Source organism: Agromyces sp. PvR057 (assembly GCF_040547485.1).
Taxonomy (GTDB): domain Bacteria; phylum Actinomycetota; class Actinomycetes; order Actinomycetales; family Microbacteriaceae; genus Agromyces.
The window spans coordinates 1,393,775-1,415,700 of sequence record NZ_JBEPPT010000001.1 but is presented as its reverse complement, the minus strand read 5'-3'; the positions used below and the strand labels follow the sequence as shown (position 1 = coordinate 1,415,700).

Annotated in this window: 24 protein-coding genes; 13 read left to right on the top strand and 11 right to left on the bottom strand. The window is 70.9% G+C overall.

Annotation, left to right across the window (positions count from 1 at the left end; genetic code table 11):
* The first annotated feature begins 298 nt into the window (after positions 1–298).
* Positions 299–991: a phosphocholine cytidylyltransferase family protein gene (locus tag ABIC29_RS06395; protein ID WP_116081354.1), complete on the top strand. Its 693-nt coding sequence runs from the start codon at positions 299–301 to the stop codon at positions 989–991.
* Between the two features lie 104 nt (positions 992–1,095).
* Here ABIC29_RS06395 and ABIC29_RS06390 read toward each other — a convergent pair whose 3' ends face one another.
* The gene (locus ABIC29_RS06390) at positions 1,096–1,644 is read right to left on the bottom strand and encodes an ECF transporter S component (RefSeq protein WP_158551785.1); all 549 of its coding nucleotides are present in this window, start codon (positions 1,642–1,644) and stop codon (positions 1,096–1,098) included.
* 76 nt (positions 1,645–1,720) lie between these two features.
* On the opposite strand from ABIC29_RS06390, the gene ABIC29_RS06385 reads away from it, so the two are divergent.
* The 3 genes from ABIC29_RS06385 to ABIC29_RS06375 all read left to right on the top strand — a co-directional run bounded on the left by ABIC29_RS06385 (position 1,721) and on the right by ABIC29_RS06375 (position 4,433).
* Positions 1,721–2,533: an ABC transporter permease gene (locus tag ABIC29_RS06385; protein WP_116081352.1), complete on the top strand. Its 813-nt coding sequence runs from the start codon at positions 1,721–1,723 to the stop codon at positions 2,531–2,533.
* On the top strand, positions 2,533–3,306 hold the full coding sequence (locus ABIC29_RS06380) for an ABC transporter ATP-binding protein (RefSeq protein ID WP_116081351.1): 774 nt from the start codon (positions 2,533–2,535) through the stop codon (positions 3,304–3,306). The genes ABIC29_RS06385 and ABIC29_RS06380 overlap by 1 nt, the downstream gene beginning before the upstream one ends.
* Positions 3,307–3,404: 98 nt before the next feature.
* On the top strand, positions 3,405–4,433 hold the full coding sequence (locus tag ABIC29_RS06375) for a hypothetical protein (protein ID WP_354243694.1): 1,029 nt from the start codon (positions 3,405–3,407) through the stop codon (positions 4,431–4,433).
* On the opposite strand, the gene ABIC29_RS06370 is transcribed toward ABIC29_RS06375, so the two are convergent.
* The 5 genes from ABIC29_RS06370 to ABIC29_RS06350 form a co-directional block, all read right to left on the bottom strand.
* Complete coding sequence (locus ABIC29_RS06370) at positions 4,426–5,721, bottom strand: CDP-glycerol glycerophosphotransferase family protein (protein ID WP_116081350.1); 1,296 nt, start codon at positions 5,719–5,721, stop codon at positions 4,426–4,428. The genes ABIC29_RS06375 and ABIC29_RS06370 overlap by 8 nt on opposite strands.
* Positions 5,722–5,817: 96 nt before the next feature.
* Positions 5,818–6,663 carry a glycosyltransferase family 2 protein gene (locus ABIC29_RS06365; RefSeq protein WP_354244617.1) on the bottom strand — a complete coding sequence of 282 codons (846 nt, stop codon included), beginning with the start codon at positions 6,661–6,663 and terminating at the stop codon, positions 5,818–5,820.
* Positions 6,664–6,697: 34 nt separating this feature from the next.
* A complete protein-coding gene (locus tag ABIC29_RS06360; protein ID WP_116081349.1) occupies positions 6,698–7,510 on the bottom strand; it encodes a CDP-alcohol phosphatidyltransferase family protein in 813 nt (270 codons plus the stop codon).
* Positions 7,511–7,515: 5 nt separating this feature from the next.
* Positions 7,516–8,571, bottom strand: a complete 1,056-nt coding sequence (locus tag ABIC29_RS06355) for a glycosyltransferase family 2 protein (protein ID WP_354243691.1) — start codon at positions 8,569–8,571, stop codon at positions 7,516–7,518.
* A gap of 148 nt (positions 8,572–8,719) precedes the next feature.
* Positions 8,720–10,543: a S1C family serine protease gene (locus ABIC29_RS06350; RefSeq protein WP_354243688.1), complete on the bottom strand. Its 1,824-nt coding sequence runs from the start codon at positions 10,541–10,543 to the stop codon at positions 8,720–8,722.
* A 168-nt stretch (positions 10,544–10,711) separates the two neighbouring features.
* Between ABIC29_RS06350 and ABIC29_RS06345 the strand changes: the two genes are divergently transcribed.
* Positions 10,712–11,953: an aminotransferase class I/II-fold pyridoxal phosphate-dependent enzyme gene (locus tag ABIC29_RS06345; RefSeq protein WP_354243685.1), complete on the top strand. Its 1,242-nt coding sequence runs from the start codon at positions 10,712–10,714 to the stop codon at positions 11,951–11,953.
* A 184-nt stretch (positions 11,954–12,137) separates the two neighbouring features.
* Entirely contained in the window at positions 12,138–12,341 is a 204-nt protein-coding gene (locus ABIC29_RS06340; RefSeq protein ID WP_354243682.1) for a hypothetical protein, read from the top strand.
* Position 12,342: 1 nt separating this feature from the next.
* On the opposite strand, the gene ABIC29_RS06335 is transcribed toward ABIC29_RS06340, so the two are convergent.
* From ABIC29_RS06335 to ABIC29_RS06320, 4 genes are read right to left on the bottom strand one after another with little or no spacing between them, the layout of a single operon-like run.
* Positions 12,343–13,182, bottom strand: coding sequence for a carbon-nitrogen hydrolase family protein (locus tag ABIC29_RS06335; protein ID WP_354243680.1), 840 nt, complete (start codon positions 13,180–13,182; stop codon positions 12,343–12,345).
* A 9-nt stretch (positions 13,183–13,191) separates the two neighbouring features.
* A complete protein-coding gene (locus tag ABIC29_RS06330; protein ID WP_116081346.1) occupies positions 13,192–13,689 on the bottom strand; it encodes a ClbS/DfsB family four-helix bundle protein in 498 nt (165 codons plus the stop codon).
* Between the two features lie 9 nt (positions 13,690–13,698).
* Positions 13,699–14,556: an LLM class F420-dependent oxidoreductase gene (locus ABIC29_RS06325; protein ID WP_354243678.1), complete on the bottom strand. Its 858-nt coding sequence runs from the start codon at positions 14,554–14,556 to the stop codon at positions 13,699–13,701.
* Between the two features lie 55 nt (positions 14,557–14,611).
* Entirely contained in the window at positions 14,612–15,538 is a 927-nt protein-coding gene (locus ABIC29_RS06320) for an SDR family NAD(P)-dependent oxidoreductase (protein ID WP_354243675.1), read from the bottom strand.
* 190 nt (positions 15,539–15,728) lie between these two features.
* Between ABIC29_RS06320 and ABIC29_RS06315 the strand changes: the two genes are divergently transcribed.
* From ABIC29_RS06315 to ABIC29_RS06290, 6 genes are all read left to right on the top strand, one after another.
* Positions 15,729–16,034: a monooxygenase gene (locus ABIC29_RS06315; protein ID WP_116081345.1), complete on the top strand. Its 306-nt coding sequence runs from the start codon at positions 15,729–15,731 to the stop codon at positions 16,032–16,034.
* A 10-nt stretch (positions 16,035–16,044) separates the two neighbouring features.
* On the top strand, positions 16,045–16,341 hold the full coding sequence (locus tag ABIC29_RS06310; protein ID WP_116081344.1) for a 3'-5' exonuclease family protein: 297 nt from the start codon (positions 16,045–16,047) through the stop codon (positions 16,339–16,341).
* Positions 16,338–17,411: a hypothetical protein gene (locus ABIC29_RS06305; RefSeq protein WP_354243671.1), complete on the top strand. Its 1,074-nt coding sequence runs from the start codon at positions 16,338–16,340 to the stop codon at positions 17,409–17,411. Before ABIC29_RS06310 ends, ABIC29_RS06305 begins: the two co-directional genes overlap by 4 nt.
* Positions 17,412–17,649: 238 nt before the next feature.
* On the top strand, positions 17,650–17,913 hold the full coding sequence (locus tag ABIC29_RS06300; protein WP_354243668.1) for a hypothetical protein: 264 nt from the start codon (positions 17,650–17,652) through the stop codon (positions 17,911–17,913).
* Between the two features lie 71 nt (positions 17,914–17,984).
* Positions 17,985–19,145, top strand: coding sequence for an AI-2E family transporter (locus ABIC29_RS06295; RefSeq protein ID WP_116081341.1), 1,161 nt, complete (start codon positions 17,985–17,987; stop codon positions 19,143–19,145).
* A gap of 91 nt (positions 19,146–19,236) precedes the next feature.
* Positions 19,237–19,968: an alpha/beta fold hydrolase gene (locus ABIC29_RS06290; protein ID WP_354243665.1), complete on the top strand. Its 732-nt coding sequence runs from the start codon at positions 19,237–19,239 to the stop codon at positions 19,966–19,968.
* A 66-nt stretch (positions 19,969–20,034) separates the two neighbouring features.
* Here the strand turns inward: ABIC29_RS06290 and ABIC29_RS06285 are convergent, their stop codons facing one another.
* Positions 20,035–21,540 carry an MFS transporter gene (locus ABIC29_RS06285; protein ID WP_354243662.1) on the bottom strand — a complete coding sequence of 502 codons (1,506 nt, stop codon included), beginning with the start codon at positions 21,538–21,540 and terminating at the stop codon, positions 20,035–20,037.
* 227 nt (positions 21,541–21,767) lie between these two features.
* Here ABIC29_RS06285 and ABIC29_RS06280 point away from each other — a divergent pair, with 227 nt between their 5' ends.
* Positions 21,768–21,923 (top strand): hypothetical protein, encoded by a 156-nt coding sequence (locus tag ABIC29_RS06280; RefSeq protein WP_158551784.1) that lies wholly within the window; start codon positions 21,768–21,770, stop codon positions 21,921–21,923.
* Positions 21,924–21,926 lie beyond the last annotated feature (3 nt).

Here is a 21,926-nt window from a genome sequence, read left to right as displayed (position 1 = left end):
GCCTTCGGGAGCTTCGTCGTCGTGTTCGGAGCGCGAAACAGAAGTCACCACGCAAACCTATCAACGCCGGGCCGCCCGGCGCTCGCAAACGACGCGCGACGACGATCGGCACGCTGTGGATCTCCTGTGCACCGGATCACGATCGCGCTACGAAGCGTGAGATCATTCAGTCATCCGTAACCTGCTCCCGCTACGCTGATCACGGCATAACGGTGTGTCTTCAACAGATCTTCCGGATGAACTGCGTGTTAACTCTCGACCACCGAGGCCGCGGCATCCGACTCTCGAAGGAGCAGCAATGACCACCCAGATCGTGATTCTCGCGGCAGGCATGGGGAGCCGGCTCGGGCGTTCCCTCCCCAAGCCCCTCACCGAACTCAGCGACGGCCGCACCATCATGCGCCAGCAGTTCGACAACATCGAGCATGCGTTCGGCGCGGGCACCGACGTGACGATCGTCGTCGGCTACAAGCTCGAGCACATCATCGAGGCGTTCCCGCAGGCGTCCTTCGTCTACAACGAGGAGTACGACCAGACGAACACGTCGAAGTCGCTCATGCGCGCCCTCGCGGCCTCGCAGGCCGGCGGCGTGCTCTGGATGAACGGCGACGTCGTCTTCGACCCCAGCATCCTCGACCGCGCGCTGCCCTACATCGCCCGCGACCAGTCGTTCGTCACGGTGAACCACGCCAAGGTCTCCGACGAAGAGGTGAAGTACACGATCAGCGCCGAGGGCTACGTCAAGGAGCTCTCGAAGACCGTCAAGGGCGGCCTGGGCGAGGCCGTGGGCATCAACTACATCTCGAGCCGCGACAAGGCGACCTTCCTCGCGCACCTGCGTCGCGTCGGCGACCAGGACTACTTCGAGCGCGGCCTCGAGCTCGCGATCGAGAAGAACGGCCTGCTCGTCGAGCCGATGGACATCACCGACCTGTACGCGGTCGAGATCGACTTCGCCGAAGACCTCGAGCGGGCGAACCACTTCGTGTGATCGCAGGTCGGCGCTCGCACGACGCCGACCCACCGGTTCGACACAGCAGTGAAGAGCGGATGCCACGCGGCATCCGCTCTTCGCGTGTCAGCGCCCTTCGCGGCTCAGGGGGTCTCGCCGGCCGACTGCGCGACGCCCGCCTTGGCGAGCCGCGCCGCGATGAGGCGGCCGATCCACGTGAAGGCGACCGGGCTCAGCACCCAGAGCGGCAGGGCGATCGCCCATGCCCAGACCGTGTAGTGCTCGGCGCCGAGGCCGATGAAGACGCCGATCGCGAGCACCACGCCCGAGAACACCGCGGCGACGTAGAACATCCACGGGCTCCAGCGGCGGTAGCGCGTGATGAGGAACGGCACCTCGATGAGGGCGCCGACGAGCAGGCCCGTACCGACGAACCGGCCGATCCACCATGGCGCGAAGACGGCGCCGACCAGCCCCGCGATGACCCCGGCGAGCACCGCGGTGCCCGGGCGCTTGAGCAGCGCGAGCGCGACGATGCTCGGCAGGAAGTGCGCGCCGACGGTGACGCCGTAGAACAGCGGACCGAAGGCGGCGAACGCCGCGGCGAGGTAGCCGGAGGCCCCGGCGACGAGCCCGCCGCCGACGCCGATCGCCGCGCAGCTCAGCAGGACCCGGGTGGTTGTACGCCGCACGACGCTCCTCTCAGTCGGCGCCGCAGACGGCACCGCTACAAACCTACCGTCGCGAGCCATCTACGATGAGATCGTGATGAGCACCACCACGGTCGCGTACGGCGACGCCCACCCGCTGCAGCGCACCCGGTGGTCGCGCTATCGCCATTCGCTGTGGCTGCTCACCACGCGCGACCTGAAGGTGCGCTACTCCACGTCGGCACTCGGCTACGTGTGGTCGGTGCTCGACCCGCTCGTGATGGCCGGCATCTACTGGTTCGTGTTCACCCAGGTCTTCGACAAGGGCGTGGGCACCGACCCGTACATCGTGTTCCTGCTGTCGGCGCTGCTGCCATGGATGTGGTTCAACGGCGCGGTCTCCGATTCGACGCGGGCGTTCCTGAAGGACGCGAAGCTCGTGCGATCGACGATGATCCCCCGCACGATCTGGGTGAACCGCATCGTGCTCTCGAAGGGCATCGAGTTCCTGCTCGCCCTGCCGGTGCTCGCGCTCTTCGCGATCGTGTTCCACGCACCGGTGACCTGGAACCTGCTGCTCTTCCCGCTCGCGATCGCGCTGCAGGCCGTGCTCACGGCCGGGGTCGCCCTGATCGTCGCGCCGCTCGTCGTGTTCTTCCGCGACCTCGAGCGCGCGGTCAAGCTCGCGCTCCGCTTCCTGTTCTACGCCTCGCCGATCATCTACGGCGTCGCCGACCTGCCGAGCCAGCTGCACGTCTGGGCCGCGTTCAATCCGCTGTCGGGCATCTTCGGCCTGTATCGCTCGGCGTTCTTCCCGCAGGAGCTCGACTGGTTCGACGTCGTCATCGCCGCGCTCATGTCGTGCGCGATCCTCGTGGTCGGCCTGCTCGTGTTCCGCGGCAGCGTCCGCCAGGTGCTGAAGGAGATCTGATGACGGATGCCACGGCCACCGTGCCTGCGCTCGACGAGCCGTACGCGATCCGAGCCGACGGCCTCGGGGTGCGGTTCCGGCGCAATCGTCGCGGTCGGCGCTCGTTCAAGGACCTGCTCTCCGGCCGGCGGCGGCGCACCCGCCCCGACGAGTTCTGGGCGCTCCGCAACGTGTCGATCTCGGTGCGCCCCGGCGAGGCGATCGGCGTCGTCGGTCGCAACGGCCAGGGCAAGTCGACGTTGCTGAAACTCGTGGCCGGCGTGATGATCGCCGACGAGGGCACCGTCGAGGTCACGGGAGGCGTCGCCCCGCTCATCGAGATCACGGGCGGCTTCGTCGACGACCTCACCGTGCGCGACAACGTGTACCTGACGGCCGGGCTGCACGGCATGACCCGGGCGCAGGTCGACGAGAAGTTCGACGAGGTCGTCGAGTTCTCGGGCGTCGGCGCGTTCCTCGACACGCCGTACAAGCACCTCTCCAGCGGCATGAAGGTGCGCATCGCGTTCGCGGTCATCTCCCAGCTCGAGGAACCGATCCTGCTGGTCGACGAAGTGCTCGCGGTCGGCGACAAGGCGTTCCGCGAGAAGTGCTACGCGCGCATCGAGGAACTGCTCGCGGGCGGCCGCACGATGTTCTTCGTGTCGCACAACGAGCGCGACCTCCGCCGGTTCTGCACGCGCGGCCTCTACCTCGACGGCGGCGCCCTCCAACTCGACGGCCCGATCGGCGACGTGCTCGATCGCTACAACGCCGAGTACGGCACGACCTGACGGGGTGTCGGCGCGGCCCGACCGCGTCGACCCTTCGCGATCGCGGTCTCCGGCGCAACCCCCGGCGCAGGCCCAGCACGCTCACGTATCATCGCCGCATGCCCGAACGCGTGCACAACATCACCTCGATGGGCGGCGGCATGCCGTCCGAGCCGAACGCCGAGCACGTCGGCGAGCAGTCGGGGGCGACCGGCGCCGCAGGTCGGCCCGCCGAGCAGCCGTCCGGCATCGACCGCGGCATCGACCTCGTGCTCTCGATCCAGCGGCCGGTGGTCGTGGCGCACATCCGCAGCATCCGTCGCCGTGCCCCGCTCGGCACGCCCGACCAGCTCGTGCGCATCCTCGAGCGGCGCTACCTGGCCGCCGTCACGACCGGCGGCGCCGCGGTCGGCGCGACCGCCGTCGTCCCCGGCATCGGCACGGGCGTGACACTCGCGCTGTCCGGGCTCGAGACCGCCGGCTTCCTCGAGGCCACGGCGCTGTTCGCGCAGTCCGTCGCCGAGGTGCACGGCATCGCCATCGACAACCCCGATCGCGCCCGCGCCCTCGTGATGACCCTCATGCTGGGCCGCGAGGGCGTCGACCTCGTGCGCCAGTTCGCCGGCCAGGCCGGCGGCAGGGGCATCGCCCGCGACGCGTACTGGGGCGAGCTCATCACGAACGAACTCCCCCGCGCGCTCATGGGTCCCGTCGTCGACCGCCTCCGCGCCACCTTCATCAAGCAGTTCGCGGTCAAGGGCGGCGCGGGCATCATCGGCAAGGCGCTGCCGTTCGGCATCGGCGCGGCCATCGGCGGCACCGGCAACCACCTGCTCGGTCGAAAGGTGCTGCAGCAGTCCCGGCTCGCATTCGGCGGGGCGCCGGCGGTGCTGCCACTCGTGCTCGAGCCCACGGAGTCGACGCCCCTGCTGCAGGCGACGACCGCACGGCTCGCGCGCGTCGGTGCCTCGGTCGGCGTCGCCGCCACGGCGACGAGCCGCGGCATCCGCACGGTCGCGTCGCGCCTCACCCGCCGCGACGCGACGCTCGGCGGAGCGACGGATGCCGCGGCATCCGTCGGCGAGAACGCCCCCGGAACCGACCAGGCCGGCCCGCCCGGCACCGTCGGCCCCGACGAGGTCAGCTGAGCGACTCGACCTCGTCGTCGTCGGACTCCTCGTCGTGCTCGTCGATCTCCCCGTCGGCGGCGTGGATGGCGGCGAAGCGCTCCCACTCGGCCATGAGGTGATCGACCGCGGCGTGGAACCGTTCGGTCGTGACGCCCGGCGTCGTATCGCCGAAGTAGCGCTCGACCCAGAACCCGAGGCGCTCGAGCGCAGCCGCGTCGTGCGCGACCTCGTCGACGCGCGCGACGAGCGTCGCGGGGTCGGTCGCGTCGAGCCACTCGCAGGCCTGCAGGTAGCCGCTCGTGTCGATCTGCGCCGCGGGGTTGGCGGGGCGCGTGATCAGCAGCGGCTTGCCGGCCGCGAGCCGGTCGTAGACCATCGCCGAGATGTCGACGATGGCGACGTCGGCCGCAGCGAGCTGCCAGCCGAGCCTGGGCCCGTGATCGTAGAAGTGCTGCGCCGACGGATCCGACGCGTTCGCCGCGGCGATCGCCTGGATGATCTCGCGGTTCGCGGCGGCGTACCCGGGGTCGACGATGCCCGAGCGCGGGTGGGGTCGGTAGATCACCCGGTGGCGGCCCGTGGCGAGCAGACCCTTGACGAGGCCCACGCCGTGCGTCGCGATCGACCCGTACGCGGCCGCGTCGCGGTCTCCCTCCCACGTCGGCGCGTACAGCACCACCTCGCGCCCGTCGGGCGTGTACGGCAGTCGCGTGCCGTCGAGGTAGTGGTCGGCCTGCGGTCGACCGATCGGGATCGCCCGCTTGTCGAAGTCGTAGTCCCAGAGCACCTTGTCGAGCCGGGCCCTGGCGGCATCGCCCGCGATCAGGGCGTAGTCGTAGGCCTTGAACTGGTTCGTGGTCATGTACATCTTGTCGGACTCGCCGTGGTTGATGAACACGTGCCAGCGACGGCCGTACCGCATCATCTGGAAGTTCTTGGCGTTCTGGTTGACGTAGAAGATGACGTGCAGGTCCTGCTCGTGCACGACCTGCTCGAGGTCGGCGACCCGGCGAACGTACGCGACCGGCAACGGCGACTCGTCGAGGAGCGCCAGCGCGGCGCCGGATGCGCGGCTGAGCAGGAGCACCGGATACCGCTCGGCGAGCTCGGCGAGCGGGGCGTACCACTGGCGCAGTTGGTAGAGGTTGACCTTGCCGTCGGCGAAGTAGACGCCGATCCGGAACCGGTGCGGCTCGAGCGGCGCCTGCTCCTCGAGCTTCGCGCCGAGTGCGCGCTGGGCCCGCCGTGACCTGATGATCTCCTTGGCCAGCTTGACGGCGCGGCGCGCATCTCTTCTCAATCCCACTCACCAAGGGTAGCGAGGCGCGCCCGACCGGACGCCGCGGACGGCCGTCGGACGCTCGACCGAGAGCCGATCGTTACGAGGGCAGGACGGGTCGATTCAGACGACAGGCGGGCGCCCGGCGCGGGCCATGCGCCACACCGTCCGCCAGCGCACTGGCCGACGCTCGCCCGGATTCTCGCGCCAGCCGGCGCGCCAGCCGCCGAACCACGCCTTCAGCGCGGCGGGCTGCCTGGCCCATCGCAGCACCTGGATCGCGGTCCATGATCCGACGTAGAACGGCACGAGCAGGAGCGGCAGGTTGCGCCGGGCGAGCCAGACGCGGTTGCGTGCGTTGAGCCGGTAGTAGTACGCGTGGCGGGCCGGGTCGATGACGGGGTGCGCGGCCTCGAGGTCGCCCGCGTACCAGGCGATGCGGCCGGTGTCCCACACGCGCCACGCGAGCTCGATGCCCTCGTGCGCGTAGAAGAACGGATCGGCCCAGCCGCCCACGGCGTCGAACACGCGGCGCGGCATGAGCACCGCACCCTCCCAGCACGAGAACACGGGCGAGGAGTGCGCGGCATCGCCCTTGCGGATGCGCGGGATCCATCGACGAGGCGAGGTGAGGCCGGTGGGGTCGACGACGCGCGGCTGGATGAGCCCGAGCTCGGGGCGCGCGGCCAGCATGCGGCATCCGTCGCTCAGGAAGCCCGTGCCCGGCAGGAACGCGTCGTCGTCGAGGAAGAAGAGCGTGTCGCCCTCGACCTCGGGAACGCCGGCGTTGCGCCCGGCGGGGATGCCGAGGTTCTCGGGCAGGTGCAGGGTCTTGACGCCCTCGGGCAGCGCCGGATCGGCGGTCGCGGGGTCCCAGCCGTTGCCGACGCAGACGACGTCGACCTCGACGTCGCGCTGGTCGAGCACGCTCCGGATACCGCGCACCAGGTCGTCGGGCCGCGTGCCCATGGTGAGCACGACGACCCCGACGCGGGGGCGCAGGTCAGGAGCGGACACGGTTGGACGCCATGATCGCGACGAAATGCCCGATGACGGCGAGGACCGCGAGCGGCACCAACGCCGCGAGCACGATGCGGTCGACGAGGGGCTGTCCGAACACGAGCCCCACGAGCGATGCCGCGAAGACGATGAGCGTCAGCTCGACCGAGTGGTACAGGCGGTGGAACGGCACGAAGCGCGCGACCTTGCGGAGCTTCGCGACGAGGCCGCCACGGGGCGCGGTCTCGCCGTGCGTGTCGGCGAGCTTCGCGAGTCCCGCGTTCGCGCGCGCCACGTGCACCATGTCGTTGAGCGCCTTGTTCAGCACGATGACGAGCGCGAGCAGCGCGCCGAGCGTCGTGAACAGGAAGTCGGCCGGGAACTCGAGCGGATATGCGGCCGCGCGGATGCCGAGCGCGAGCGGGATCAGCGCCTCGGTCGAGTAGTGCCCGACCTTGTCGAGGAACACCCCGGCGGGCGACGACGTGCGACGCCACCTGGCCACCTCGCCGTCGCAGCAGTCGACGAGCATCTGCAGCTGCCCGAGCACGACCGCGAGCAGGGCGCCCCAGACGCCCGGGATGAGCAGGGCGGCGGCCGTCGACCAGCCCACGAGGATCATGAGCGCGGTCACGCCGTTCGCCGAGATCGGCGTCTTCAGCAGCCACCACGTGAGGTAGGGCGAGAAGCGTCGCAGGTAGAGCGAGGCGGTCCAGTGCTCGGCGTTCCGGCGGCCGCGCACCTCTGGCGGCTGCGCGACGGCACGGAGCTCGGCGATGCTCGAGGGCCTCGCCGAATGCGGGTCGATGCGCGACATCCGTGTCACCTTCCCGTGTGCTGTGCGATGTTGCTGGTCAACGAGAGGTACCCCGGAACGAACCCGGCCCCCCAGAAGACGTGGATGCATGGCAAGACTACGAGAAACCACAGCGCCGTGCGCACACCGTGCCCGCGAGCGTAGAGGAGGGTCGCCAGGATCACGAAGACGAGGTACACCGCGGGGATCGCGAACCCGAGCAGCAGCCACGGCGTCGCGCCGACCGCGACCTGCACGAGCCCCGCGATGCCGAGCACGAGCCCGACGAAGACGCCGACCACCATGAGCGGGGGCACGAAGTAGCGGATGCCGCTGGCGCCCGGGAAGCTGCGTGCGAGTTCGCCGCGCCAGAGGCCCGTCGAGAACATCTGCCTGGCGAGTCGCTCGAGCGTGGCGCGCGGACGGTACGTGACCGCGAGCTCGGGCGTGAACCACACGAGGCCTCCGGCCGCGCGCAGGCGCCGGTTGAGCTCCCAGTCCTGGCCGCGCTTGATGCGCTCGTCGAAGAGGCCGACGCGGAGCAGCGCCTCGCGGCGGAACACGCCGAGGTACACGGTGTCGGCGGGCCCGGCCTCGCCGCCGACGTGGAACGAGCCGCCGCCGAGGCCGACCTTGGTCGTGTAGGCCAGCGCGACGGCCTGCTGGAACGGCGTGATGCCCTGGGCGTCCATGATGCCGCCGACGTTGTCGGCGCCCGTGCGCTCCAGCACGTCGACCGCGATGCGCGTGTACTCGGCCGGCAGCATCGAGTGCGAATCGACGCGCACGACGACGGGGTGCACGGCTGCGCGGATGCCGAGGTTCAGGCCCGCCGGCGTCGACCCGACCTCGTTGTCGAGCACGCGCACCCTCGCGTCGCGGTCGGCGAGGTCTGCGACGAGCTCGCCGGTGCCGTCGATCGACGGGCCGAGCGCGATGAGCACCTCGACCGGGCCCTCGTAGTCTTGGGCGAGGATCGACTCGACGGCCTGCCGCACATGCGTGGCATCGTTCAGGACGGGCATCACGTAGGAGACTCCGACGAGCGGCGACGGAGTCGCCTGGTGGTGCTGCTCGGGCATGTTCCTCACTCGTGATCGGGTCGATCGAGCCTAGCAGCCGACCCGCTGCGAACCTGCGGTGCACGGGCTCGGCGATCCCGCCGACGCGACGAAGGCGGGGCCGGACCTCCAGGTCCGACCCCGCCTCGGTCGTGGATGCGTCTCGCGATCAGCCCTCGAACGTGCCGAGCGTGACGTCGGCGGTCTTCGACTCGCCGTCGCGCGTGTACGTGACGGTGGTCTTCGCACCGCCGGGCAGTGCGCGCACCTGCGCGGTCAGGTCGGTCTGGTCGGTGATCGGCACGCCGTTGAACTCGGTGACCACGTCGCCGGCCTGCAGGCCCGCGTTCGCGGCCGCTCCGCCGGCCGCCGGGTCTTCGGCGATGAGCGCACCGACGGTGTCGCTCGTGCCCTCGCTCTCGGCGGAGGTGACGACCGCGCCGAGCAGGCCGTGCGTGGCCGATCCGGTGTCGATGATCTCCTTCGCGACGCGCTCGGCGAGGTTCGCCGGAACCGCGAAGCCGACGCCGATGTTGCCGGACTCCGACGAGGAGCCCGTCGACAGGATCGCGACGTTGACGCCGATGAGCTTGCCGTCGGAGTCGAGCAGCGCGCCGCCCGAGTTGCCCGGGTTGATCGCGGCGTCCGTCTGGATCACGGGCAGTGAGACCTGGCTGGTCGCCGTCTGCTGCTGCTGCTCGCCGCCGGATCCGCCCTCACCGTCGGGCAGGTCGAAGAAGAAGTCGAACGGACTGTCGGAGCCGCCTTCGCCGCCCTGGCCGCCGTCGCCCTCGCCCTCGGTGGAGTCGTCCGGCGTGGTCGGCGCGGCCGAGGAGGCCACGTCGATCGAGCGGTTCAGCGCGCTCACGATGCCGTTGGTGACCGTGCCGGAGAGGCCGAGCGGCGCACCGATCGCGATCGCCGTGTCGCCCACGTTGAGCTCGTCGGAGTCGGCGAACTCGAGGGGGGTCAGGCCAGAGGCATCCGTCAGCTTGATGACCGCGAGGTCGGAGAGCGGGTCGGTGCCCACGACGGTGGCGGCGTAGAGGTGCCCGTCGTTCGTCTTGACCTGGATGGTCGGCTCGGAGATCTCGCCGTCGAGCGTGACGACGTGGGTGTTCGTGAGCACGTAGCCGTCGTCGGAGAGGATGATGCCGGAGCCGGTGCCGGCCGCGCTGCTGCCGGAGACCGAGATCGTGACGACGCTGGGGCTCGCCTTCGCGGCGACCGCGGTGATCTGGTTGACCGAGTCGGTGTCGTTCACGACGATGTTCTGCGTGTTCGCGGCCTCGCTCGAGGTCGTGCCGCGGTCGTTCGAGCTGACGAGCGCCGTGATGCCGGCGCCGGAGGCTCCGCCGATGAGGGCGGCCGCGACGGCGACCGCCGCGATCAGGCCGAAGCCCGCGCGCTTCTTCGGCTGCGCCCCGGAGACGGGGGCCGCAGGCTCGCCCGGCTGGTAGGGCGGGACGCCGGCGTAGGGCTGGGTCGGCTGGTGGTCGCCGGGGCGGGGGCCGCCGAATGCGGGCGGCACCTGGCCGGGCGGGGTCGCGCCGGCCTGAGCCTGCGGCGCGATCGGGGTCGTCGGCGCGGTGGCTGCCGTCGGGGCGGCAGGAGCCGTCGGGGCGGCTGCACGAGCAGGGGCTGCGGCGGCAGCGGCATAGGGCTGCGGCGCCTGACCCGGCGTGTAGACGGTGCCGGTGGCCTGGACGGGGGCCGGCGTGGTCGGCGCGGCGGGTGCGGCCGGGGCTTCGGCGGCGGGCGCTGCGGGCGTTGCCGGAGCGGCCGGAGCTGCCGGAGCGGCGACGGGCGCGGCCTCGTCGGCTGCGGCATCCGTCGCGGATGCGGTGTCGGCCTCGGGCGTGGTCTCGGTGATCGGGGCGGCGGTGACGTCGGCCACGGGCGTTGCGGGGACTTCGGACGTCACGGACTGCGCGGCGGCGTCAGCGGCCTGCTCGCCATCGGGAGTGTTGCGTCCGTCGGTGCTGTCGGTCATGGTGTGCTCCTTCCAAAGCGAAGCCAGCTTCTCGCCGCAACCTGTGCGGGGCATCGGCGAAGTCTATGACTTCGCTATCCGCCGGCGGTGAAGGCTCCGAGTGCGGATGCCGACGGCTGGAACGCCGTGGGTCAGCGTACCCGGCGCACCCTGACGTACGGTGAGAGCGTGAGCGATCTCCCACCGATTCCACGGGTGCACCCGTCGTCGTCCGAACGGCTCCGACCCTGGCAGCGCACGGCCGCGGGCGCCGGCCTCCTCGGGCCCGACGGCGGCATCGCCGCCACGATCTTCGCCGAGATGAGCGCGCTCGCGACCCGCACGGGCGCGATCAACCTCGGACAGGGGTTCCCCGACGAGGACGGCCCCGCCGCCGTGCTCGAGGCGGCACGGCAGGCGATCGCCGACGGGGTCAACCAGTACCCGCCCGGCACCGGCATGCCCGTACTGCGCGAGGCCGTCGCCCGGCACCAGGAGCGCTGGTACGGCATCGAGGTCGACCCCGCGGCCGAGGTGCTCGTCACCGCCGGCGCGACCGAGGCGCTCGCGGCGACGATCCTCGCCCTGGTCGACGACGGCGACGAGGTGGTCACGTTCGAGCCGTACTACGACGCCTACGCGGCCCTCATCGCGAGGGCGGGCGGCGTGCACCGCACGGTTCCGGTCCGGTTCCCCGATTGGCGGCCCGACCTCGACGAGCTCGCGTCCGTCGTCGGCCCGCGCACGCGGCTCATCATCGTCAACTCCCCGCACAACCCGACGGGCGCGGTGTTCGATGCCGAGGTGCTCGCGAAGGTCGTCGAGCTCGCCGAACGCCACGACGCCGTCATCGTCACCGACGAGGTCTACGAGCACCTCGTCTTCGACGGTGCGCACGTGCCGATCGCCTCGCTGCCCGGTGCCCGCGAGCGCACGGTGACCATCTCGTCGGGCGGCAAGACGTTCAGCACGACCGGGTGGAAGATCGGCTGGCTCGTCGCCCCGGCGCACCTCGTCACGTCGATCCTCGCCGTCAAGCAGTACCTCACCTACGTCAACGGCGCGCCGTTCCAGCCGGCGATCGCCACGGGCCTCGACCTGCCCGATGCGGTGTTCACGGATGCCGCGGCCGCCCTCGCCGCCAAGCGCGACGTGCTCGCCGCCGGGCTCCTCGCCGCCGGGTTCGCGATCTCGCTGCCCGCGGCGGGGTATTTCATCGTGGCGGATGCCGCGCCCCTCGGCTTCGACGACGGCGCCGAGCTCTGCCGACGGCTGCCCGAGCTCGCCGGCGTCGTGGGGGTGCCGATCTCGGCGTTCGTGCATCCCGAGCGCCGCGCCGACACCCGGAGCCTCGTGCGGTTCGCGTTCTGCAAGCGCCTCGAGGTGCTGCAGGAGGCCTCGACGCGGCTCGCGGGGCTCGGGGCGCGATGACGGCCGGCGAGACACCCGGCATCGACATCCGCCATGCGTCGCGACGCGACCTCGACCTCACCGAGGCCATCGAGAACGAGGCCGACGAGCTGCTGATCGCGCTCCTGCGGCCGCAGAGCTGGCGGCCGCCGCCGAAGCGCAGCACCGCGGCCACGACCGGATCACCCTCCGCACCTTCGCCGACGTGCCGTTCAACGCCCCCTTCTACGAGACCTGCGGCTTCGTCGAGACCGAGCCAGACACGGAGTTCCACCGCGGGCTCGTCGGAGCCGAGCACGATCACGGGCTGTCGACGTCGGAGCGCCGCATCCAGATGACGAGGGCGCTGCACTCCCCCGGCGGCCCGCTGCTCCTCGGCGAGACGGTCCCGCTGCGCGCAGGCGGCTGACTCAGCGCGGCATGACGCCGAAGCGGCGGAGCGCGAGCGCCGGATTGACCCTCCGGACCGCGGCGATGCGGTCGGCCGAGACCCAGGCGACCGCGACATCCGTCGTCTCGCCGATGGTCGCGAGCTCGACCCCCATGGGGTCGACGATCATGCTGTTGCCCGCGCCGACCGGCGGGGCGTGGTCGGCCGCGGCGACGAAGATCGTGTTCTCGAGGGCGCGCGCCGTGGTGAGCACCCGCCAGTGCGCCTCCTTCAGCGGACCGCGCACCCACTCGGCCGGCATGCACACGACGTCGGCGCCGGCATCCACGATGCGACGGGTGACCTCGGGGAACCTCGCGTCGTAGCAGGTCTGCAGTCCGAACCGCAGGCCGCCGGCATCGAAGAGCTCGGGCTCCTCGACGGCGCCGGGCGCGACCCACTCGGACTCCCGCTGGCCGAACGCGTCGTAGAGGTGCAGCTTGCGGTAGGTCGCCACCACTCCGGCGCCGGGTGCGACGGCGACGACGGTGTTCGACACGCGCGGCTCCCCCTCGACGCGCTCGATCATGCCGGCCACGAGGTGCACGCCGAGCCGATCGGCGAGCGCGGCGAGGGCGGCCGTGAAGGAACCGTCGACGGGTTCGGCGGCCGCGAGCCACGCGGCATCCGGCTGGGGGGTGAAGAAGCTTGAGTACTCGGGGAACACGACGAGGCCCGCGCCGCGGGACACGGCGAGCCCGGCGAGGCGCGTGATCTCGGCGAGGTTCGCCGCGGTGTCGTCGCCGGGCGCGAACTGGGCGACGGCGACGCCGAACGACGACTCGGTCGGCGTGCCCGCGGCATCCGTTTCGGAGGTCATGCTGCGATGCTACGCACGTGCGGCGTCGAGCGTCTCGAGCGCCCACGCGTAGTGCCCGCCGAGGCACTCGTGCACGGGTTCGGCGAGCGGGCCGCGGAGCCAGTCGTGCCCGGCCGGGTCGAAGAGCTCCTCGTCGGTGAGCGACTCGACGCGCGCCAGCACGGTCACGTGGCTCTCGCGCAGGCGTTCGCGCGCCGTCGCGAGCGTGCCGCCGTTGCGGTACCGGTCGCGCAGCGCCGCATTCAAGTCGTCGAGCTGCGCCCAGGTGAACCCCTCGGCGGGGTACGCGACGGGCTCCCCGGCGCGCTCGGCGTCGAGCCATCCGAGCAGCAGCACGTGCCACGCGTACAGGTGGTCGAGCAGGTCGTGGATGTCGCGGTCGCGCCCCTCACGCGGGAACGGCGCGTCGCGCTCGGCCGTGGGGATGCGCTCGATGGCCTCGTCGAATCGATGGAACCCGCGCACGGCGGCGGCCTCGAGCTGGACGCGATTCGTCGGTACCGACATGGGCCAATGCTAGGCGGTCGCGCCGCGAACCGACGAGATCAGGTCGACGACGCGCTCCGGTTCGGCGATGCCGGTCGAGTACACGTACGTCGCCGCGAACCCCAGGGCGGCGAGCTCGCGCACCGTGCCGGCGACGCCCTCGACCGTCGACTCGCCGTCCACTCGGATCATGGCGGTCTTCTCGATCGTCTCGTAGTCGCGACCGACGGCGTCGCAGTGGGCGCGCAGCACGTCGAGCTTGCGGCCGGACTCGGGCGTGAAGCCGATGTTGCATGCGTCGGCGTACTGGGCGACCATCCGGAGCGTCTTGCGCTCGCCGCTGCCGCCGATCATCAGGTACGGATGCGGACGTGTGATCGACTGCGGCGAGTTGAGCGTGCGCCCGAGGCGGTAGACCTCGCCCTCGTACGGGTCGTCGGAGTCCGACCACATCGCGAGCGCGATCTGCAGCGTCTCCTCGAGCCGTCGGAACCGCTCGGCGACGGGCGGGAACTCGAAGCCGAGGCCATCGGACTCCTGCTCGTTCCACGCGGCGCCGATGCCGAGGCCGACCCGGCCGCCGGAGAGCACGTCGAGCGTCGTCACCTGCTTCACGAGCAGCGCGGGTTCACGGTAGATCACGCCCGTCACGAGCGTGTGCAGCAGCGCCGTCTCGGTGTTCGCGACGATGAAGCCGAGCGTGGCGTAGGCCTCGAGCATCTCGTGCTCGACCGGCCCGATGCCCGGGAGCTGCCAGAAGTGATCCATCACGGTGATGCGCTCGATGCCCGACGCCTCCGCGTTGCGCACGTGACGGGCGAGCGCGGGTCCGAGATCGTGCGCGCCGCTCGTCCAGGTGTAGTCCGCGATGTGCAGTCCGAATTCCATGCCGATGCGCTCCATCCTCCGAAGGGATTCGGATGTCGCAGCCGAACCCAGAGCGTCAGGCTACGCCCGATTCCGCGATCCGCCGAGCAAGGGTCCAGACGCGAGCCGCGGCCCTCGGATCCTCGAGCCGGCTGGGAAGCTTCGCCTGCCCCGGCGGGCCCGACAGCTGGAACAGGCCAGACGGGGCGATGAAGCGCCCAGGCGCGACATCCGTCGTCACTGCGGCGAGCGCGGACTCCGCGGCCTGCGCGGGCGTACTGCCGAGCCGGCGGCTCAGCCTCCCGAGGAGGGGCGGCGCCTTCGCGCGCAGGTCGGCGGCGATCGCCGTGTCGGGCACGATGCCGGGATGGCAGAGTGCGACGCGCAGGCCATCGGCCCCGTGGCGCCGCCCGAGTTCGAGGCCGAAGAGCCCGAGCGCGAGCTTCGACGATCCGTACGCGCGCAGCGGCGTGTACCGACCCGTCACGAACTCGTCGTCGAGATCGAGGCGAGCGGATGCCGCGGCCAGGCTCACCTGCACCACGACCCGCGGCTCCGGCGCGGCGAGCAGCAACGGCAGGATGCCGAGCAGGAGCACGGCGTGCCCCAGGAAGTTCGTCTGGAAGTGCATCTCGTAGCCGTCGGCGGTCATGTGCCGCTCGCGATCGCCGAGCAGCACGACCCCGGCGTTCAGCACGACCCGATCGATCGGGCGACCGTCGGCGAGCAGGTTCGCGACGAGGGCGTGCACGGAGTCGAGCCTGGCGAGGTCGAGATCCGCGACGACCAGGCGGGCATCCGGGTCGCTCCCGCGGATGCGAGCGCCGACCCTCGCACCCTTGCCTGCGTCGCGCACGGGCATCAGCACCTCGGCCCCCGCCCCGGCGAGCGCCCGCGCGATCTCGACGCCGATGCCGTCGCTCGCGCCCGTGACGAGGGCGCGCGCCCCGCCCAGGTCCGGCAGCTGCACGGCACTCGCGCGATCCGTGCGGGCGCCGGTCACGAGCCGCCGCCGTCCGTGCCCGCCGCACCCCGCGAGGAACTCGATCGCCGCATGGCCGCAGCGTATCCGGGCCGCTCGGCGCGGTGCCTCCGGGCTGTCCCCGAGGCGGGCGCGCCGGCGATGTGCGAGCGGCATGGCGCCGTGTGACGGAACCGGTGCGTCGCGCGGCATCCGCTCGTAGCGTTGACGCATGTCCGTCATCGCGTACTTCGAGTTCCCACTGTCCGAAGGCCCGTGGGGTGACGACGCCGTCGGCGTCTTCACCGACCTGGCCGCCGAGATCTCCGCGGAGCCCGGCTTCAGATCGAAGGTCTGGACCGAGGACCCCGAACGCGGCGTGGCCGGCGGGGTCTACGTCTTCGACGATGCGGCGAGCGCCGAGGCGTACGTCGCCAAGCACACCGCGCGCCTCGCCGGATTCGGCATCGCCGACATCGACGCGCGCATCATCGGCGTGAACGAGGGGCTGTCGGCGCTCACGAACGGCGCGGTATGACGCCCGCCGGGTGACGGCGAAGGAGAGCACCGCGATGCGCTCGACGGTTCCAGTCCAACGCCTCGCCGGCTCCGGAGTCTGGCATTCTGATCAGCATGTCCTCGCGAAGCACACCCCGCGGCTTCGGAAGATGCTCGCCGACCGCCGCATCGTCGACGGCGGCATCGTCCGGTGCTTCTCCCAGGAGGCCACCGGCAAGGACCTCACCCCGGTGAACGACCGGAAAGACCACCGCGCCCTCGGCGACATCCGCCTCCACCAGGAGGAAGGCCGCACGTACCGGCGCCTGTTCCAAGGAGCCGCGTGAGCCGCCGCAAGCCGTTGCTCGACGAACGGGTGATCGAGAACCTGCAGGCAACTGCCGAAATGGGACGCACCGTGAATCGGTGGGACATCGTCGGAGACCCGGTGAACGGGACCACCGTCCAGTTCCATGACGGCAGCATCGGCTACTCCGTCACCTTGGATGCCGGCACCTCCACGGTGCACCGGGTGTGGTCGGAGACCTCCAGGAAGGAGCTGTTCCGAACTCCCGACCGGGCGCTCCTCACCCGGTGGCTCCTGTGGAAGACCAGCACCAACAAGCGAATGAACCTGGGGCTCCGCTGGTGCCCGATCATCCTGGCGCCCGACACTCTCCCGGACCGCACCACGATCGCCCAGACGGAACCCGGGATCCTCGCACTCACCTACGGTCAAGGTTCAGCGACCGGGCCCGTCGACGGGTTCGAGGCGTTGTTCGAACTGGCGCTGCTCAGCGGACCGTTCACGTGGGAGATCGTCCGGGCGCTCCGCTCCGAGCACGGGCTGCCGTTCTTCTGCAACTGGGACACCCCCGGCGTCCCCGAAAGCTCATGGGGGAAGAGCCCGCACGAATGGGACGACTTCGAGCCGTGGCTGAACCGCGCGACCGTCGCACCGACCGGCGACCCGATCTCCGGTGAGGCGCTGGCCATCCTCGACGAGTACGCCATCACCCACTCTCACCGCAGCAGCCCGCAGATCCACGACAGTGCGGTGTCGTTCGGGCATGTGGGGATGGACGTCTACAGGATCCGGTACCGGAACGGCATCATCCAAGCGTTGCAGTCCGGGGAGAAGCAGAGCGACCGGGTCATCTTCCGCACCGACTCCCAGCACGCCGCCGACGTCCACGTCGCCCTGCTCTGCCTGCCCGGTCGCGTCGGCGACCTGCCGTTGCCGGCTGACGTCACCCTGACCGAAGTCGACCACGGCCGGCTCCTCCGACTCGAATGGCCCGGCGGATGGGCGGAAGCCCCGAACGACCCGGAGTTCCGGTGGCTGCCGAGGATGGCGCCGTACATCACCATGACGTTGGACCAGATCCGGCGACAGCTGAAGGAGCACAGTGTCTGAGAGCTCGCAACTGCGACTGGCGGACGGTGGCGCAGGTCTCGACGCCGGCGACGATGACACCAGCGGGCAGCCTGTCCGCGAGAGCTTCCCGCCAGGGCGCGGGTCGACCGCGACGTCGCGATGACGAGGGCGACCGGGCAACTCGTGATCCTCACGGGCTGATCTTCGCCGGGCGTTGGGCGTGTCGCTCCCCGACCCGCTACATTCGAACACACGTTCGAATCGAGGGAGTGGCGACATGTCGATCACGCTGGAGGCCGTGACCATCTGGGAGCAGGGCGGGGTGCCCGTCAGGCTCGTGTTCAGGGGCGAGCGCTGGCGACCCGTCGACACGCCGATCCCGCTCACCCAGGAGCCCGAGACGCTTCCGGCGGCGTTCACGCACCCACCCGCGCAGCAGCTCGGCTGGCGCATCCGCGCGTGCTCCGAGGCCGACGAGCTCGTCACGCTCGACATCGTGCGCGTCGACGGCGGCTGGGTGGTCGATCACCTGTGGTCGTGACGCGCACTGCTCCCAACGGCCGTCAGGGTCAAGGGGGCGAACCGGTCGGCCTCGGCCGGTACCGTCGACGTATGCCACTCTTCGGACCCCGCGAGCCCCGCATCATCCGCCTGCAGAATCCGTCGGTCGCACTCAAGGCCGACCGCGCGCCCTGGAGCCTGTGGGCCGACGGATTCGGTCGGTTGGCGATCCGATCGATCCAGGCGATCGTCGTCGTCGCGATCGCGGCGGGCGTCATCTTCGTGATCCAGTCGCTCACGCTCGTCACGATCCCGCTGGTGCTCGCACTCATCTTCGCGAGCGCGTTCGCGCCGGCCATGCGCTGGATGCGCAGCCGCGGCATCCCGTCGGTGCTCGCGACGCTCATCACGCTCCTCGTCACCGTCGCCCTGCTCGGCGGGCTCGGCTGGCTCATCGTCTGGGCCGTGCGCGACCAGTGGGACGAGCTCTACGCCCAGGCCCAGGAGGGCTTCCAGTCGCTGGCGGTCTGGGCGCAGGACCTGCCGTTCTTCCCGACGCCAGACCAGCTCGACGACTGGATCGCGCAGATCACCGACTTCCTGACGAGCGCGCAGTTCGGGTCGGGCGCGATCGCCGGGGTCGGGGCCGTCGCGAGCTTCATCACGGGCTTCGTGCTGCTCGTCACGATCCTGTTCTTCTTCCTCAAGGACGGCCCGCAGATGTGGGAGTTCCTCCTCCGCCCGTTCCGCGGCGAGAACTACGCGCGCGCGCGCCGGGTCGGCGACAAGACCGTCTCGGTGCTCGGCTCGTACGTGCGCGGCACGGCGGCGGTCGCCCTCGTCGATGCGATCGGCATCTACATCGGTCTCGTGATCCTGCAGGTGCCCCTCGCGATCCCGCTCGCGGTGCTCGTCTTCGTGCTCGCGTTCATCCCGATCGTCGGCGCGACGCTCGCCGGCATCCTCGCCGCGCTCGTCGCCCTCGTGGCGAACGGCTGGGTGAACGCCCTCTTCGTCGTCGGCGTCGTCGTGCTCGTGAACCAGCTCGAGGGCAACTTCCTGCAGCCGGTGCTCATGGGCCGCACGATGAAGCTGCACGCCTTCGTGATCCTCGTCGCGCTGACCGTCGGCACGGCGCTCGGTGGCGTGCTCGGCGCGGTGCTGGCCGTGCCGATCACCGCCGTCGCGTGGGGCGTGATCCAGGTCTGGGACGGCCCCGGCCTCCCGGCCCGCTGGGCACGACCGAAACGCGAGCCCGAGCGCGTCGCCTGAGGGTTCCCCGCCGGCGGTCCGAAACACCTGCTGGCGCAATGGCGATACACGGGCGTATCGTGCCTCCGAGACGGAGCATTGGGGGAATGCCATGACGGATGCCGCAACGAAGCCGACCATCGTGCTGGTGCACGGGGCGTGGGCCGACGGATCGAGTTGGGACGCGGTGACCCGCGCCCTGCAGGCGCAGGGGTTCACGGTGCTCGTGCCGCCGAACCTGCTGCGTGGACTCACCGAAGACAGCGCCTACGTCGCATCCTTCCTCGCGCAGCGCACGAGCGGGCCGGTCGTGCTCGTCGGACACTCCTACGGCGGCGCGGTGATCACCAATGCCGGCACCGCCGGTGACGTTCGCGCGCTCGTCTACGCCAACGCGTTCATGCCCGACGAGGGCGAGACGGTCGTCCAGCTGCTCGAAGGGTCGAGTTCGGCCCTCGGCGTCGCGGATCCGACGACCATCTTCGACATCGCCGGGTACCCGGGAGCCCCCGAAGGAGCGGCCGAGGTGTTCCTCAAGCCCGAGGTCGTGCACGCGTCGTTCGCGCAGGACCTCGACGAGGCGACGCGGTGGACCATCGCCGCGAGCCAACGCCCGGCATCGCTCGTCGCCAACGTGACGCCGTCGGGTCCGCCCGCCTGGACGTCGATTCCGAGCTGGGCGGTCATCGGCACCGACGACCGCGTCATCCCGGCCGACGTGCTGCGACGCATGGCCGAACGGGCGGGCTCGACCGTCTCCGAGGTGGCCGCGTCGCACGTCTCGATGGTGTCGCACCCCGAGACCACGATCGACGCGATCCTCGCGGCGGTCGATTCGATCTGAGGCCTGCGAACGCCGGGGCTGCCGCGGCAGCCCCGGCGGCGCGCCCGCGCTGAGCGACTCGCGGCGTCAGCGACTCGCGGCGGCGTCGGCGGTGGTGACGACATCCGGCGGCGTGAGCGTGTGCGACGTCGACGCCGCGGCCGACGCGTACTCGAACTCGGTCGGCTTGCGGGTGACCCCGCGAGCGACGAGCAGTGCGAGCGCGATGCCGAGCACGCACCAGATGCCCATCGAGATCGACGACCACGAGAACGCGTCGGCGAGGGCCGCGCTTTCGGTGGCACCCTCGGCGAGGCGGTTCGCCGAGACGGATCCGTAGACCGACGCGACGATCGCCGTCATCACGGCGGCGCCGACATAGCGGGCCATGTTCGAGACGCCCGACGCGGCGCCGACCTCGCGCGGCTCGACGCAGGCGGTCGAGATCGACGAGCACGGGCCGTTCTGCAGGCTCATGCCCGCGGCGACCCCGATCAGCGGGAGCACGAACAGGGCGTACGTCCACGTGTCCTGCACGAACGCGAGCGCCGCGAAGGAGACGGCCATGATGATGAAGCCGACCGCGATGGTCGTGCGGGCGCCGATGCGGCCGACGATCGGCGTGATGAGCGGTGCGAGCACCACGGCGGCCGCGGCCACCGGCAGTGTCGCGAGGCCCGCCTGGAAGGCATCCATGCCGAGCGTCGAGGGATCCTGGAAGTACAGGCTCACGACGTACATGATCGCGTTCACGGTGCCGGAGCCGAGCAGGATCGAGAGGGTCGCTCCGACGAGGATCTTGTTCCGGAGCAGACCGAGGTCGAGCAGCGGGGCCTTGACCCGGCTCTCGACGAGCACGAACCCGATGGTCGCCAGGATGGTGATGGCGAAGCATCCGAGCGTCGGGAGCGACACCCAGCCCCACGCGCTGCCGTTCGTCAAGGCGAAGATGAGCGGGGCGAGGATCGCGGCGATGAGCACGGTGCCAGCGAGGTCGATCGATCGCGGGCGCGTGGGGTCGAGGGACTCCTGCACGGCGATGAGCGTCACCGGGATGCAGAGCACGGCGATCGCCGCGTCGATCCAGAACAGCCCCTGCCAGCCGAGCGTGGACGCCAGCAGGCCGCCGACCAGCGGCCCGGCTGCGGCACCGACCGCGGATGCCGCGCCCCAGAGCGTCACCGCCCGCAACTGCTCCTTGCCCGTGCTCGAGGCCGACAGCAGGCTCATGCCGCACGCGAGGATGGTCGCGCCGGCGGCGCCCTGGATGCATCGCCCGGCGATCACGCCGACGCCCTCCTGCGAGAGCGCGATGAGCACGCACGAGGCGATGAAGAGGAAGAGGCCGCCGAGGAAGATCTTCCGGCGGCCGAACACGTCGCCGAGCGAGCCCGACGTGACGATGACGGCGGCTCCGACGAGGGAGTACCCGGTGACCGCCCACTGCAGCGTGTCGGTCGGCGTGCCGGTGTCCTCCGAGATCGCCGGGATCAGGATCGACACGGCCGAGGTGTTCGCGTTCACCACCAATGCCGAGACGGATGTCGCGATGAGCGCGCCGAGCGCGTACCGCTTCGAAGTTGGCGATGTCATCCCCGTGTCCCCCATGGGAACTTCATACCATCCTCCGCGGAGCACGCCCGAGTGCGACCCGGAGATCATCGACGGCGGCGATCACCGACGCCGAGCGGGTGATGCCCACGGTCGAACTGGTGCGTCACCAGGGCTCGGTCAGCGCTGTCCTCGAGCAGCGAGAATGAGAACCACGACTTCTTCACGAAGCTGCACGTTTCTGCATGTTTTGCGCTATCGTACTGGCTATGGACACGTACACGCCGGCATTTCTCCTGTTGCAGCAGGACGACACCGTCCTGCGCCTTCCCGGCGATCCCACGGGAACGGGCGAGCATGTGGAGACTGCGCGCGAACGCGGGCTACCCGTGTACACAGGCCTCGACGAGACCCCCTCGCGCTAGGAG

What these genes read in the sequence shown, in the direction of transcription:
- ABIC29_RS06330 (WP_116081346.1), bottom strand. Translation starts at nt 13,689, where the DNA reads ATGTCGGTACCGACGAATCGCGTCCAGCTCGAGGCCGCCGCCGTGCGC.
- ABIC29_RS06380 (WP_116081351.1), top strand. Translation starts at nt 2,533, where the DNA reads ATGACGGATGCCACGGCCACCGTGCCTGCGCTCGACGAGCCGTACGCG.
- ABIC29_RS06355 (WP_354243691.1), bottom strand. Translation starts at nt 8,571, where the DNA reads ATGCCCGAGCAGCACCACCAGGCGACTCCGTCGCCGCTCGTCGGAGTC.
- ABIC29_RS06350 (WP_354243688.1), bottom strand. Translation starts at nt 10,543, where the DNA reads ATGACCGACAGCACCGACGGACGCAACACTCCCGATGGCGAGCAGGCC.
- ABIC29_RS06375 (WP_354243694.1), top strand. Translation starts at nt 3,405, where the DNA reads ATGCCCGAACGCGTGCACAACATCACCTCGATGGGCGGCGGCATGCCG.
- ABIC29_RS06315 (WP_116081345.1), top strand. Translation starts at nt 15,729, where the DNA reads ATGTCCGTCATCGCGTACTTCGAGTTCCCACTGTCCGAAGGCCCGTGG.
- ABIC29_RS06280 (WP_158551784.1), top strand. Translation starts at nt 21,768, where the DNA reads ATGGACACGTACACGCCGGCATTTCTCCTGTTGCAGCAGGACGACACC.
- ABIC29_RS06300 (WP_354243668.1), top strand. Translation starts at nt 17,650, where the DNA reads ATGTCGATCACGCTGGAGGCCGTGACCATCTGGGAGCAGGGCGGGGTG.
- ABIC29_RS06325 (WP_354243678.1), bottom strand. Translation starts at nt 14,556, where the DNA reads ATGGAATTCGGACTGCACATCGCGGACTACACCTGGACGAGCGGCGCG.
- ABIC29_RS06360 (WP_116081349.1), bottom strand. Translation starts at nt 7,510, where the DNA reads ATGTCGCGCATCGACCCGCATTCGGCGAGGCCCTCGAGCATCGCCGAG.
- ABIC29_RS06365 (WP_354244617.1), bottom strand. Translation starts at nt 6,663, where the DNA reads ATGGGCACGCGGCCCGACGACCTGGTGCGCGGTATCCGGAGCGTGCTC.
- ABIC29_RS06285 (WP_354243662.1), bottom strand. Translation starts at nt 21,540, where the DNA reads ATGACATCGCCAACTTCGAAGCGGTACGCGCTCGGCGCGCTCATCGCG.
- ABIC29_RS06290 (WP_354243665.1), top strand. Translation starts at nt 19,237, where the DNA reads ATGACGGATGCCGCAACGAAGCCGACCATCGTGCTGGTGCACGGGGCG.
- ABIC29_RS06385 (WP_116081352.1), top strand. Translation starts at nt 1,721, where the DNA reads ATGAGCACCACCACGGTCGCGTACGGCGACGCCCACCCGCTGCAGCGC.
- ABIC29_RS06395 (WP_116081354.1), top strand. Translation starts at nt 299, where the DNA reads ATGACCACCCAGATCGTGATTCTCGCGGCAGGCATGGGGAGCCGGCTC.
- ABIC29_RS06335 (WP_354243680.1), bottom strand. Translation starts at nt 13,182, where the DNA reads ATGACCTCCGAAACGGATGCCGCGGGCACGCCGACCGAGTCGTCGTTC.
- ABIC29_RS06295 (WP_116081341.1), top strand. Translation starts at nt 17,985, where the DNA reads ATGCCACTCTTCGGACCCCGCGAGCCCCGCATCATCCGCCTGCAGAAT.